The 13293-nt window shown below is 68.5% G+C and carries 13 protein-coding genes and 1 pseudogene; 5 read left to right on the plus strand and 9 right to left on the minus strand.

Annotated features, from left to right (window positions below; translation table 11 throughout):
• Positions 1-183, minus strand: a pseudogene (locus tag MTDSW087_RS14735) (porin family protein); the annotation flags it as partial.
• Positions 184-585: 402 nt separating this feature from the next.
• On the opposite strand from MTDSW087_RS14735, the gene MTDSW087_RS14740 reads away from it, so the two are divergent.
• From MTDSW087_RS14740 to MTDSW087_RS14750, 3 genes are all read left to right on the plus strand, one after another.
• A complete protein-coding gene (locus MTDSW087_RS14740; RefSeq protein WP_144765140.1) occupies positions 586-849 on the plus strand; it encodes a hypothetical protein in 264 nt (87 codons plus the stop codon).
• A 290-nt stretch (positions 850-1139) separates the two neighbouring features.
• On the plus strand, positions 1140-2621 hold the full coding sequence (locus MTDSW087_RS14745) for a DEAD/DEAH box helicase (RefSeq protein WP_144765142.1): 1482 nt from the start codon (positions 1140-1142) through the stop codon (positions 2619-2621).
• Between the two features lie 377 nt (positions 2622-2998).
• Positions 2999-4063, plus strand: a complete 1065-nt coding sequence (locus MTDSW087_RS14750; protein WP_144765144.1) for a GGDEF domain-containing protein — start codon at positions 2999-3001, stop codon at positions 4061-4063.
• Between the two features lie 75 nt (positions 4064-4138).
• Here MTDSW087_RS14750 and MTDSW087_RS14755 read toward each other — a convergent pair whose 3' ends face one another.
• Complete coding sequence (locus MTDSW087_RS14755; protein WP_144765146.1) at positions 4139-4513, minus strand: HesB/IscA family protein; 375 nt, start codon at positions 4511-4513, stop codon at positions 4139-4141.
• A gap of 165 nt (positions 4514-4678) precedes the next feature.
• Here MTDSW087_RS14755 and MTDSW087_RS14760 point away from each other — a divergent pair, with 165 nt between their 5' ends.
• Positions 4679-5266 carry a Uma2 family endonuclease gene (locus MTDSW087_RS14760; protein WP_238178623.1) on the plus strand — a complete coding sequence of 196 codons (588 nt, stop codon included), beginning with the start codon at positions 4679-4681 and terminating at the stop codon, positions 5264-5266.
• A gap of 7 nt (positions 5267-5273) precedes the next feature.
• On the opposite strand, the gene MTDSW087_RS14765 is transcribed toward MTDSW087_RS14760, so the two are convergent.
• From MTDSW087_RS14765 to MTDSW087_RS14800, 7 genes are all read right to left on the minus strand, one after another.
• Complete coding sequence (locus MTDSW087_RS14765) at positions 5274-5657, minus strand: SUF system Fe-S cluster assembly protein (protein ID WP_142585616.1); 384 nt, start codon at positions 5655-5657, stop codon at positions 5274-5276.
• 50 nt (positions 5658-5707) lie between these two features.
• Entirely contained in the window at positions 5708-6952 is a 1245-nt protein-coding gene (locus MTDSW087_RS14770; protein ID WP_144765148.1) for a cysteine desulfurase, read from the minus strand.
• Between the two features lie 190 nt (positions 6953-7142).
• Positions 7143-8465 carry a SufB/SufD family protein gene (locus tag MTDSW087_RS14780; protein WP_144765150.1) on the minus strand — a complete coding sequence of 441 codons (1323 nt, stop codon included), beginning with the start codon at positions 8463-8465 and terminating at the stop codon, positions 7143-7145.
• Positions 8466-8468: 3 nt separating this feature from the next.
• Positions 8469-9221 (minus strand): Fe-S cluster assembly ATPase SufC, encoded by a 753-nt coding sequence (gene sufC / locus MTDSW087_RS14785; protein WP_144765152.1) that lies wholly within the window; start codon positions 9219-9221, stop codon positions 8469-8471.
• Between the two features lie 15 nt (positions 9222-9236).
• Entirely contained in the window at positions 9237-9476 is a 240-nt protein-coding gene (locus MTDSW087_RS14790; RefSeq protein WP_144765154.1) for a cytoplasmic protein, read from the minus strand.
• A 28-nt stretch (positions 9477-9504) separates the two neighbouring features.
• Entirely contained in the window at positions 9505-10974 is a 1470-nt protein-coding gene (sufB, locus tag MTDSW087_RS14795; protein WP_144765156.1) for a Fe-S cluster assembly protein SufB, read from the minus strand.
• 70 nt (positions 10975-11044) lie between these two features.
• Positions 11045-12247: a cysteine desulfurase family protein gene (locus tag MTDSW087_RS14800; protein ID WP_144765158.1), complete on the minus strand. Its 1203-nt coding sequence runs from the start codon at positions 12245-12247 to the stop codon at positions 11045-11047.
• Between the two features lie 311 nt (positions 12248-12558).
• On the opposite strand from MTDSW087_RS14800, the gene MTDSW087_RS14805 reads away from it, so the two are divergent.
• Entirely contained in the window at positions 12559-13215 is a 657-nt protein-coding gene (locus tag MTDSW087_RS14805; RefSeq protein WP_144765160.1) for an alpha/beta hydrolase, read from the plus strand.
• Positions 13216-13293 lie beyond the last annotated feature (78 nt).

Below are 13293 nucleotides of genomic sequence, written 5' to 3' on the forward strand. Positions count from 1 at the left end.
GCCACGGTCGTTGCCGGTGCCGAAGCCGTAGCCGGCGTTGAAACCGGCGTAGAAGCCCGTCCAGGTGAAGACCGGCACCGGGGTGAAGACCGGCGGCGGAGCGGCGCGGCGCGGAAGGTCGGCAGCGGCGGCGGCGGCGGTCATGCCGGCGAGAACGGTCGATGCAAGGAGAAGCTTTTTCATTGTGTCCTGGGTCCTGTGTGGCAAAGCCGGCGTGCTTGTAGGTCCTTGAGCCGGGTGGGTCTGTCGCTTTCCTGCAACAAGCGTGGCTAGATAAAATCCGACCCGTCAACGAAAGGTGAAAGTTACGCGCGACTGCCGGAGGAGACGACGCCGATGTGCTCTGGCGCACATGGGCGTCTTTCAAGCATCGGCTCGCTGGAAGCGAGCGGGGGACCAGCGCGAGAATGGGGCAAAAACTGGGCGGCGTTCTGCCACATTTGTGCAGGACTTTGCGGCTGGTCTCTGCGGCTCGGCGTTTTATTGCAGTATCGCCCGTCTGAAGGCTTCGCGGTCGTAACCGACGCTTAACCAAGATGGCCGAAGCTGATCCGGTCGGACGCACGGACGAGCGGGGCAGGCCAGGTGGACGAGGCGGAATCGAGCGAGGCTCCGGGCTCTCTCCTGCGCTCGGGCGCCGTGACCTGGGCGCTCCGGGTGACCGCCGTGGCCGCGATCGCGGCCGTCGGCGCCGCACATTATCTGGCGCGCCCGGGTGCCCTCGGCGAGCCTGTCCCGGTAACGGGGCGCGCGCGTCAGGCACAGGCCGTGACGGATCCCGAGATGACCGGCTCGATCGGCGCCGCACGGCAGACCCGGCTCGATCCCTGCGCCCTCCTGCGGCACTGACCGGGCCCGCTCAACGCTCTCGACGAAGCGCCGGACCAGGGTGTTCCACGCGCTTCGCGAAGCCCGATCCCTGCGGGAAAAGCCGGGCTGTCTCGCGTCCGCGAGATTGACAAGCCGTAGCAAGGCCCTAAGTGTCCGGTCACGCGTGCATGCCGGGTGCCAGGCCAGGTTCCCGACGAGACGGCAATAGCCGATACGAATTCCGATCTTCCCGGCCCCGTAGCCGTTGCCGCGACTGTCCTCTACGCGCCGGCCGGTCGTCACGCCGCGCGCAACGGTCTTCTGAGCTGATGCCTTTCACCGACCTCGGACTGAGCGACAAGGTCCTGCAGGCCGTTTCGGCCGCAGGCTATACCGAGCCGACGCCGATCCAGGCCCAGGCCATTCCCCACGTCCTGGCGCGGCGCGACGTTCTCGGCATCGCCCAGACCGGGACCGGCAAGACGGCGGCCTTCACCCTGCCGATGCTCACGCTGCTGGAGTCCGGACGCGCCCGCGCACGGATGCCGCGCACCCTCATCCTGGAGCCGACCCGCGAGCTCGCCGCCCAGGTGGAGGAGAATTTCGAGCGCTACGGCACCAACCACAAGCTCAACGTCGCGCTGATCATCGGCGGCGTCTCCTTCGCCGACCAGGACGCCAAGCTGACCCGCGGCACCGACGTGCTGATCGCGACGCCCGGGCGCCTCCTCGACCATTTCGAGCGCGGCAAGCTGCTGCTGACCGGCGTCGAGCTCCTCGTCATCGACGAGGCCGACCGCATGCTCGACATGGGCTTCATCCCCGACATCGAGCGCATCGTGAAGATGGTGCCCTTCACGCGCCAGACGCTGTTCTTCTCGGCAACGATGCCGCCCGAGATCGAGCGCCTCGCGGACATGTTCCTGCACAATCCCGAGCGCGTCGAGGTGGCCCGCCCCGCCTCCACCGCCGAGACCATCGTCCAGCGCCTCGTCGCCACGGGCTCGGAAGGCCATACCAAGCGCGAGCGCCTGCGCCGGCTGATCCGCGGCGCCGAGGAGCTGAAGAACGGCATCATCTTCTGCAACCGCAAGCGCGACGTGGCCCAGCTCCAGAAGTCCCTGGTGAGCCACGGCTTCGCGGCCGCCGCCCTCCACGGCGACATGGACCAGCGCGCCCGCATGGCCGCGCTCGACGCCTTCCGCAGCGGCGAGATGCCCCTGCTCGTGGCCTCGGACGTCGCCGCACGCGGCCTCGACATCCCGGCCGTGAGCCATGTCTTCAACTTCGACGTGCCGCACCATCCGGAGGACTATGTCCACCGCATCGGCCGCACCGGCCGCGCCGGCCGGGCGGGCCACGCCTTCACCCTGGTCAGCCGCAGCGACGGCCGCTCGTTGCAGGCGATCGAGGCGTTGATCGGCCAGCAGATCGCCTGGATGGACGGCGACCTCGCCTCGCTGCCCGAAGAATCGGATGAGGCCGAGCCGAGGAGCCGCCATCGCGGCGGCCGCTCCGGCGGGACCGAGCGCCGCACCCGCGGCAAGGGCGCCGGGGAAGCGCGCGGCGAGAGCCGTCCCCGCCGCAGCGGGGGCCAGCGCGAGCGCGGCGAATCCGCGCCGCGCGCCCAGGAGTCGCGAACGCATGAGCCCCGCGTCCATGAGCCGGCCGCCCGCGTGGCCGAGGCGTCTCCGCCGCGCGAGATGCGGGCGAAGGAGCGCCGCGAGCCCGAGGGTGATACGCCGATCGGCCTGGGCTCCCACGTCCCGGCCTTCCTGCTCCGCCCGGCGCCGGTGAAGAAGGAGCGCTGAGGACCGCCGGTCCGGCGCGCGCTCTTTCGCTGAGATGGGTGCCGGATGGGCGCGAGGCGTCCGCCCGGCCATGTGATCGGGATCTGGCCGGCGGCGATGCGAGGGTGCGTCCAGACCTTGCGAATTCTGCAACTTGCCGGTTCTGGCGCCATTCGGATACCGCATCACGATAGCATAATCTGACGGTCCGAGCGCGCGTGACGCTGTCGGGTTTCGATTTCGCGCGCAATTCGAGGTGGCGTTACAGTCGCAGCACGGGTTCACGTCCCGGGATCGATTGTTCAGCGCCTTAACCCTCCATCCATGTCTTGCGCGCTAAGTTGATCCGATGCCGGACCGCGCATGCGCGGCCGGTACGAGCGGGCGACGGGACCAGGATGAGCCAGGGGCACCACGCGGATCGTGATCGCAGTTTCGCCTTGGCCCAGCGGGCCCAGGAGCTGATGCGCGATTATGGGCCCTCGGCCACGCCGCGGGCCTATGCCGTCTGGTATACCTATGTCGCGGGCGACGAGCCCCTGCTCAACGACGCGATCAAGCGGCTCATCACCCAGAACCGCGGCCTCACCGAGCACGACACCGACGAGCTGCACGACCAGTATCTCGGCGGCCGGCGCCTCGCCTCCGTGGCGGGCGAGACCAGCGCCACGATGCTCGCCGAGATCGAGACCGTGATGGAGATGCTGGATCTCTCGGTGGGCTCGGCCGCCCAGTACGGCGAGTCGCTGCGCATGCTCAGCCAGGATCTCGCCCTCACCACCCTCAACCGCGCGCGCTTGCGCGAGATCGTCAGCAGCCTCGTCTCAACGACCCGCGAGGTCGCCGCCAGCAATCAGGTGCTCGAGGCGCGCATGCGCGAGAGCCGCGCCGAGATCGAGACCCTGCGCGAGAAGCTGGAGGAGACCCGGCTCGAGAGCCTGACCGACACGCTCACCGGCCTGTCGAACCGGAAGCATTTCGAGGAGATGCTGGCCAAGGCGATCGACGCCTCGGCCCAGCGCGCCCTGCCCTCCAGCCTGATCGTCCTCGACATCGATTTCTTCAAGCGCTTCAACGACCTCTACGGCCACCTGACCGGCGACCAGGTCCTGCGCCTCGTGGCGATCGTGATGCGCGAGCATGTCTCCAAGGACGCGACCCTGGCGCGGTTCGGCGGCGAGGAATTCAGCATCGTCCTGCCGGGCGTCGACAGGGCCGCGGCGAAGGAGATCGCCGAGCGCGTGCGCCTCAGCGTGATGGGCCGGGAGCTGATCAAGCGCTCGACGGGCGAGTCGCTCGGCAAGGTCACCATCTCGGTGGGCGTGGCCGTGTTCCGGCCCGAAGATACGCCTGTCTCGATGCTGGAGCGGGCGGATCTGTGCATGTTCGCCGCCAAGCGCGCCGGCCGCAACCGCACCATCGACGATTCCGTCGCGGCCGAGATCCTGCAGAACGTCGCCTGACCCACGACGGCGGGCACCGCGGTTGCGAGCGCGCCGTCCCTCCCCGCAAGGCGGAAAGGAACGACCCCGATCACATCAGGCGGGTGCGTGCAGGCGCTCCGGGCTGACCGGCGTGATGGCGACGGATTCGCCGCAGCCGCAGGCCGAGGTCTGGTTCGGGTTGTTGAACACGAACTGCGACGACAGCTTGCTCGTCTGGAAATCCATCTCCGTGCCGAGCAGGAACAGCACCGCCTTCGGGTCGATGAAGACGGTCACGCCCTTGTCCTCGACCGCGTCCTCGCCGGCCTTGCGCGCCTCGGCATATTCCATCGTGTAGGACATGCCGGCGCAGCCGCCGTTCTTGACGCCGACGCGGAGCCCCGCGATTGGCCGGTCGGCATCCGCCATGATCGACTTGATCCGATCGGCCGCCGCGTCCGTCAGCGACATCACCTTGAAACCAGACATCTTCTTCCTCTCCTGCCTCCGGGTTCAAGGCCCGGGCGGGTGAGTGTTCAGCCCATGCGTTCAGCCCACGACAAGATAAGCATCGCGCGCGGCGGAATCCACTGCGCGGCGGGCACGGCACACCCCTTCCGTGATAGGCTGAAGTGGCCTCCTGAGGAGATTGCCGTGGCCGACCCCGCGATCCGGCGCATGACGCCGGAAGAGTTCTTCGAATGGCAACTCGGACAGGACGGGCTGTACGAGCTCGTGGACGGCGTGCCGGTGCCCCACGTCAAGATGATGACAGGTGCCAGCGCTCAGCACGACCGGGCGACCGTCAACATCATCGTCAGCCTGGGAAGCCAGCTTCGCGGCAGCGGCTGTCACCCGACCACCGACGACATCGCCCTGCGCACGAGCATCGCGACGCTCCGGCGCCCGGACATCACCGTGGAATGCGGAGAGCTCGTGCGCGACACCTACGAGAGCCGCTCGCCCCGCCTGGTGGTGGAGGTGCTCTCGCCCTCGACCAGCAGCGTCGACCGCTTCCGCAAGCTCGACGAGTACCGGCGCCACCCGACCCTGCGCTGCATCCTCCTCGTCGAGACCCGCTTCCCGAGCGCCCTGCTTTATCGGCGCGTGGGCGAGACCTGGGAGCCCGAGACCTACGAGGCGATGAGCGATATCATCGACCTTCCGGAGATCGGGGCGCGGCTCGCCCTCGCCGATATCTACGACGACGTGGCGTTCGAGCCCGGTCGCGCGCCGGCCTGACCGGCCCCTACCACATGTCCAGCGCGACGCGGGCCTCGTCCGACATCCGGCTCTGGTCCCACGGCGGATCGAACACCATGGTGACGGTGCAGGATTGGACACCCGGCACGGCGGTGACGGCGTTCTCGACCCATCCCGGCATCTCGCCGGCGACGGGGCAGCCCGGGGCGGTCAGCGTCATGTCGATCGCCACCGAGCGGTCGTCGGCGATGTCGACCTTGTAGATCAGGCCGAGCTCGTAGATGTCGGCCGGGATCTCCGGGTCGTAGACGGTCTTCAGGGCCGCCACGATCTCGTCGGTGAGCCGGTCGAGCTCGGCCGGCGGGATCGCCGAGGCGCCCGCCAGGGTGGGGGCGTTGGTGCCGCCGGTGATGGTCGCATCGGTACTCATCGAAACCTCCTCCGGCCCCTCGCGCCTCGCGACGGGGCCGAATCGAAACGTCAGGCGAACAGCATCTCGGCCTTGGTCAGCGCCTCGGCCAGCGCGTCGATCTCGGCGGTCGTATTATACAGGCCGAACGAGGCGCGACAGGTAGAGGTCACGCCGAAGCGGTTGAGGAGCGGCATGGCGCAGTGCGTGCCGGCCCGTACCGCGACGCCCTGGCGGTCGATCACCGTGGCGATGTCGTGGGCGTGGGCGCCCTTCATGGCGAAGGCGATGACGCCGCCCTTGCCCGCGGCGGTGCCGATGAGCCGGACCGCGTTCATGGCGCCGAGGCGCTCCTGCGCGTAGGCCGTGAGCTTCGCCTCATGCGCGGCGATCGCCTCGCGCCCGAGGCTCATCATGTATTCCAGCGCCGCGCCGAGGCCGACCGCCTCGACGATGGCCGGCGTGCCCGCCTCGAAGCGGTGCGGCGGATCGTTGTAGGTGATCGTGTCCTCGGTCACCGTGCGGATCATCTCGCCGCCGCCCTGGTAGGGGGGCAGCCGGTCGAGCCATTCCTTCTTGCCGTAGAGGACGCCGATCCCGGTCGGGCCGTAGACCTTGTGGCCGGTGAAGACGAAGAAGTCGCAGTCGAGCGCCCGCACGTCCACCGGCCGGTGCACCGCGCTCTGCGCCCCGTCGAGGAGCACCGGCACGCCGTGGGCATGGGCGATGCGCACGATCTCCTCGGCCGGCGTCACCGTGCCGAGCACGTTCGACATGTGGGTGATCGCCACCATCTTGGTGCGCGGCGAGAACAGTTTCTCGTACTCTTCGACGAGGAAGTTGCCCTGGTCGTCCACCGGCGCCCACTTGATGACCGCGCCGCGCCGCTCGCGCAAAAAGTGCCAGGGCACGATGTTGGAGTGGTGCTCCATGATCGAGAGGATGATCTCGTCCCCCTCCCCGATCAGCCCGGCCCAGCCCATGGACGAGGCCACGAGGTTGTAGGCCTCGGTGGCGTTGCGGGTGAAGATGATCTCGTCCGTCGAGGCGGCGTTGAGGAACTGGCGCGTGGTCTCGCGCGCGCCCTCGAAGCTTTCGGTCGCGGCATTGGCCATGTAGTGCAGGCCGCGATGGACGTTGGCGTAGCCCGTCTCCATGCAGGAGACCATCGCGTCGATGACCTGTTTCGGCTTCTGCGCCGAGGCCGCGTTGTCGAGATAGACGAGCGGCTTGCCGTAGACCGTCTCCGAGAGGATCGGGAAGTCCTTGCGGATCGTCTCGACGTCGTAGCCGGGGGTAAGGACGGGTGCGTTCATCGATCAGTCTCGCAAGAATTCCTCCCCCTCTGCGGGGGAGGGTGGCCCTCGCTTCAGCGAGGGTCGGACGAGGGGAGCGACGGTGCAGGAAAGGTCGCGACCGGTGCCATACCCGGATCCGTCGCGCTGCCCCTCTCCCGCCTGCTCCGCAGGCACCCTCCCCCGCAGAGGGGGGGAGGGTTACGGCGTGTCAGCCCCGCGACGCCAGCCAGGCCTCGATCTCGCCGATCAGCGCCGCGCGGGCGCCCTCGTGCGTGACCGTCTCCACCGCCTCGCCGATGAAGGCCTGGACGAGCAGGCTCTCGGCGGTGGCGCGGGGAAGGCCGCGGGCCATCAGGTAGAAGAGCAGGTCCTCGTCCGGCGCGCCGCAGGTGGCGCCGTGGCCGCAGGCGACGTCGTCGGCGAAGATCTCCAGCTCCGGCTTGTTCATCATCTGGCCGTCGTCGGTCAGGAGCAGGCAGTCGGACTTCATCTTGCCGTCGGTCTGCTGCGCGACCTGCCGGACGATGATCTTGCCCTGGAACACGCCGGTGGAATCGCCGTCGATCACCGTCTTGAACATCTCGCGGCCGACGCCGCCCGTCGCCGCATGGTCGGCGAGCAGGGTCGAATCCACGAGCTGGCCGTGGCCCAGCAGCGCCGCGCCGTTCACCACGGCGTTGGCGTCCTCGCCCGCGACATGCAGGTAGATCTGGTGGCGCGAGAGCTTGGCCCCGGTGACGAGGTTGACGGTCTCGAGCTGCGCCCGGGCGTCGAGCCGCACGGACAGCGTCGAGAGGGCGATGGCCGCATCCCCTTCCCGGTTGAGCCGGGCATGGCGGAAGGCGGCCTCCGCGCCGATGCGCACGTCGAGGGCGTCGTTGGGCTGGTAGGTCAGCCCGGACGGCCCCTCGTGGCTCTCCAGCACGGACAGCTCCGAGCCGGCACCGAGATCGACCAGCACGCGGGTCGCCGTCGAGAAGGCAGCCTCACCCGTGCCGATGAAGCGCAGGTGCAGGGACTGCTCCGGCTTGGCGCCCGCCGCCACCGAGATCAGCGCGCCATCGGCCAGGAAGGCGGTGTTGAGCTGGTAGATCGGGTTCTCGCGGACCTGCTCGACGGGGGCGAGCAGCTTCAGGCGCGCGTCGCCCTTCCCCATCGCCTCATTGAGCGGCGTGACGGTGACGCCCGCGGGCACCCGGTCGAGATCCGACAGGGCGGCGACGAAGTGGCCGTTCACGAAGGTGAGGCGGGCGGCCTCGACCTCGGAAAAGCCCTTAGCCCCGGCGGCAGCGGCCCTGGCCGCCTCATCCGTCGGCGCCTCGGCGGGCGGGGCCGCCTCGGTGATGGCGGCGCGCAGGTCCGTGTACTTGAAGGCCTCGACCCGGCGGCTCGGCAGGCCGGTCGCCTCGAAGAAGCGGAAGGCCTCCTCGCGGGCGATCGCCTCCTCGCTGGCGAAGCTCCGGCGGGCCGCCTCGAACAGCTTCGAGAGGCCGGCCTCGGCGGGGGAGCGGAGATTGGTGATGTCGGCCATGGCTTACGCAGCCTCGCTCGCGCTGTACTCGGCGTAGCCGGAGGCCTCGAGTTCCAGCGCCAGCTCCTTGCTGCCGCTCTTCACGATCTGGCCCTTCGACATGACGTGCACGGTGTCGGGCACGATGTGGTTGAGGAGCCGCTGGTAGTGGGTGATGACGAGGAAGGAGCGGCCCTGCGCGCGCAGGGCGTTCACGCCCTCGGAGACGATGCGCAGCGCGTCGATGTCGAGGCCGGAATCGGTCTCGTCGAGGACGCAGAACTTCGGCTGGAGGAGCGCCATCTGGAGGATCTCCATGCGCTTCTTCTCGCCGCCGGAGAAGCCGACGTTGAGGGCGCGCTTGAGCATCTCCTTGTTGATCTCGAGCTTGTCGGCCGCCGCGTTCACCGCGCGGATGAAGTCGGGGGTCGAGAGCTCGTCCTCGCCGCGTGCCTTGCGCTGGGCGTTCAGGCAGGCCTTGAGGAAGGTCATGGTGCCGACGCCCGGGATCTCCAGCGGGTACTGGAAGGCGAGGAACACGCCGGCCGCGGCGCGCTCGTCGGGCGCCATCTCCAGCAGGTTGTGGCCGTCGAGCAGGATCTCGCCGTCGAGGACCTCGTAATCCTCCTTGCCGGCGATGACGTAGGAGAGCGTCGACTTGCCCGAGCCGTTCGGGCCCATGATCGCGGCGACCTCGCCGTCGTTGACGGTGAGGTTGAGGCCGTTGAGGATGCGGTTGTCCTCGATCTGCACGACGAGGTTCTTGATCTCAAGCATTCTAGTCCAAGTCCTTCAAAACCATTTCCGATGCATCGCCTGCAGGAACGCGACGTTTCCGGCAGGATAGCCGGACAGATCGCCGATCACCGCATCGATGCCGCACCGGGGACACAGGGCGGTGCCCTCTTGGGCGACCCAGTCCACGATCTCGTCCGGTGCGAAAATCTCGAGGCAGTAGAAGCAACCGCAGAGCATGCTGCTCCTGACCTCGTCGGCATGCCGAAAGCTGTGGCGGTGCGCAGCCCTCAGCATGCCGTCTTCATAGCGGTCGCTCAGGCCGTCAGCCCACCGAGCCTTCCAGGCTGATCGAGATCAGCTTCTGGGCCTCGACGGCAAACTCCATGGGCAGCTGCTGCAGCACGTCGCGGACGAAGCCGTTGACGATGAGCGCGGTCGCCTCCTCCTCGGAGAGGCCGCGCTGCAGGCAGTAGAACTTCTGGTCCTCTGAGATCTTCGAGGTCGTCGCCTCGTGCTCGAACACGGCCGAGGCGTTCTTCGACTCGATGTAGGGCACGGTGTGCGCGCCGCACTGGTCGCCGATCAGGAGCGAGTCGCAGTTGGTGAAGTTGCGAGCATTCTTGGCCTTCTTGTGGGCCGAGACGAGGCCGCGATAGGTGTTCTGCGAGCGGCCGGCCGAGATACCCTTCGAGATGATCCGGCTGGTCGTGTTCTTGCCGAGATGGATCATCTTGGTGCCGGAATCGACCTGCTGCATGCCGTTCGACACCGCGATCGAGTAGAACTCGCCGCGGGAATCGTCGCCGCGCAGAATGCAGGACGGGTACTTCCAGGTGATGGCCGAGCCGGTCTCGACCTGCGTCCAGGAGATCTTCGAGCGGGCGCCGCGGCAATCGCCGCGCTTGGTCACGAAGTTGTAGATCCCGCCCTTGCCGTCGTTGTCGCCCGGGTACCAGTTCTGGACGGTCGAGTACTTGATCTCGGCATCGTCCAGGGCGACGAGCTCGACCACCGCGGCGTGGAGCTGGTTGTCGTCGCGCTTCGGGGCGGTGCAGCCCTCGAGATACGAGACGTAGGAGCCCTTGTCGGCGATGATGAGGGTGCGCTCGAACTGGCCGGTATCGCGCTCGTTGATGCGGAAATAGGTCGACAGCTCCATCGGGCAGCGCACGCCCGGCGGGATGTAGACGAACGAGCCGTCCGAGAACACGGCCGAGTTCAGCGTCGCGAAGAAGTTGTCGGTCACCGGCACGACCGAGCCGAGGTACTTCTGCACCAGCTCGGGATGCTCGCGCACGGCTTCCGAGATCGGCATGAAGATCACGCCGGCCTTCTCGAGCTCCTTCTTGAAGGTGGTCGCCACCGAGACCGAGTCGAACACGGCGTCGACCGCGACGCGGCGCTCCGGCGCGATGCCTTCCAGCACCTCGACCTCGCGCAGCGGGATGCCGAGCTTCTCGTAGGTCTTCAGGATCTCGGGGTCGATCTCGTCGAGCGATTCCGGACCCTTACGCTTCGGCGCGGCGTAGTAGTAGATGTCGCTGTAATCGACCTTGTCGTAGGAGACGCGCGCCCATTCCGGCTCCTTCATCGTGAGCCAGCGCTTGTAGGCGTCGAGGCGCCACTGGAGCAGCCAGTCGGGCTCGTTCTTCTTGGCCGAGATGAAGCGGACCACGTCCTCGGAGATGCCCTTCTCGGACTTCTCCATCTCGATCGTGGTCTCGAACCCGTACTTGTACTGATCCAGGTCGATCGATCGGACCCGGTCGATGGTTTCCTGCACAGCAGGCATCAGCGTCTCCTAAGCATCTCCGGCGTCAAGGGCCGGGGCTGTCTCACGGATGGCTTGGGATTCTCGCGGCTCAGGCCGCCTCCCCTCGCCGTCTATATAGGGTGTGGATCACCCGTTCGAAGGCGCGGAGGAAGCGGGGCACGTCCTCCGCGCGCGTATTCCAGCCGAGGCTCACGCGTAGCGCCCCCGCAGCCAGCGCAGGGCTCACACCCATCGCCGCCAGCACGGGGGAGCGCGCCACCTTGCCCGAGGCGCAGGCCGAGCCGGACGACACCGCGATCCCCGCAAGGTCGAGGGTGATCAGCGCGGTCGGCGCGTCGAGCCCCGGCACGGTGAAGCTCAGGGTGTTGGGCAGCCGGGCCACGCCCGCGCCGAACACCACCGCCTCCGGCGCGATTCCCCGCACGCCCGCCTCCAGCGCGTCCCGCAGGGCTGCGAGCCGGGCGGCCTCCTCCGGCAGCGCGCGGGCGGCGATCTCCGCCGCCGCGCCCATGCCGACGAGGGCGGGCAGCGCCTCGGTGCCGCAGCGCAGGCGCGATTCCTGGCCGCCGCCGCGCAGGAAGGCCGATTCCAGGCTCACGCCCTCGGCGAGCACCAGCGCCCCGACGCCCTTCGGCGCGGCGAACTTGTGTCCGGAGAGGGTCAGCGCGTCGAGGCCGAGGGCGGAGAAATCCAAGGGAATCTTGGCCAAAGCCTGCACGGCGTCGCTGTGCACCAGGGCGCAGCCATGGGCGCGGGCGAGCGCCACGACCTCGGCGAGCGGCTGGACGATGCCGGTCTCGTTGTTGGCGGCGTGCACGGAGATCAGCACCGTCTCGTCGCGCAGTGCGTCGAGCTGGCCCGCGAGCGCGTCGAGGTCGAGGAGGCCGGCTTCCGTCACCGGCAGGATCGTGACCGCATCGTCGGGGAAGCGGTGGCCGGCCGAGACGCAAGGGTGCTCGGTGGCGCCGATGAGGAGGCGCGTCGGCGCCGGCAGGCCGCGGCGGCGGAGCGCCCCCGACAGGACGGCGTTGGCCGCCTCGGTGCCGCCGCTCGTGAACACCACCTGGCTCGGGGTCGCGCCGACGAGGCGGGCGAGCTGCGCCCGCGCATGGTCGAGGGCCGCCCGGGCCGCCCGGCCCTCGGCATGGACCGAGGACGGGTTGCCCGGCAGGGCGAGCGCGCCCGCGACCGCCGCCGCGACCTCCGGCCTGACCGGCGAGGTGGCGTTGTGGTCGAGATAGGCGCGGGGCTCGCCGCGGTCTCCGGTATCCTGCCTTATGTCCTGGCTCATGCCTTGGTTCTTGCGCGCTCCGCTGCGGCGTCCATCGTCCGTGGCGTCGACATTTCCTTGCTTTCGCACCCGGCGATCGTGCTAAGGCCCCGCGGAAACCCGCGGATCCCGGTCCGCACGATCGGCGACGGGCGTGTGACCCTGGCCGGTCGACCCTCTTGAAGGTCGGCCTGCAACGTCACAGATTAGAATAGTTCTAATCACCTAGAACTATTCTAAGAGCGCTTGTAGATCGCGCGCGAGCCGAGTCAAGGCGGTCGATCCGTGCGGCGAGGCCGCGTCCGGGCCGGCCACAGGAGTCAAGACGCACCATGCCCGAGGTCATCTTCAACGGTCCCGCCGGCCGGCTGGAAGGCCGCTACCAGGCGCCGAAGAAGCGCGGCGCCCCGATCGCGATCGTGCTGCACCCGCACCCCCAGTTCGGGGGCACGATGAACAATCAAATTGTGTACAACCTTTTCTACACCTTCGCCAATCGCGGATTCGCAGCCCTGCGCTTCAATTTCCGCGGGGTCGGGCGCAGCCAGGGCTCGTTCGACCATGGCTCGGGCGAGCTCTCGGATGCGGCCGCCGCCCTCGACTGGGTGCAGTCGGTCAATCCCGAGGCGAAATCCTGCTGGATCGCGGGCGTGTCCTTCGGCTCGTGGATCGGGATGCAGCTCCTGATGCGCCGCCCCGAGATCGAAGGCTTCATCTCGATCGCCGCGATGGCCAACCGCTACGACTTCACCTTCCTGGCCCCCTGCCCCTCCTCCGGCCTGTTCGTGCACGGCTCGGAGGACCGCGTGGCGCCGGCGCGCGAGGTCATGCCGGTGATCGAGAAGGTGAAGACGCAGAAGGGCGTCATCATCGAGCACCAGATGGTCGAGGGCGCCAACCACTTCTTCGACGGCAAGGTCGACGAGCTGACCCAGACGGTCGACACCTATCTCGACAAGCGCCTGGGCGCCCGGGAAGAGGTGGCCTGACCCGACAGTCTCAGATGAGGCCCGGGTCCCCTCTCCCGAACGGGAGAGGGAGCGCGTCGCGGTCCGCCGTTCCTATCC

Source organism: Methylobacterium dankookense (assembly GCF_902141855.1).
In the GTDB taxonomy this organism is placed as follows: Bacteria; Pseudomonadota; Alphaproteobacteria; order Rhizobiales; family Beijerinckiaceae; genus Methylobacterium; species Methylobacterium dankookense.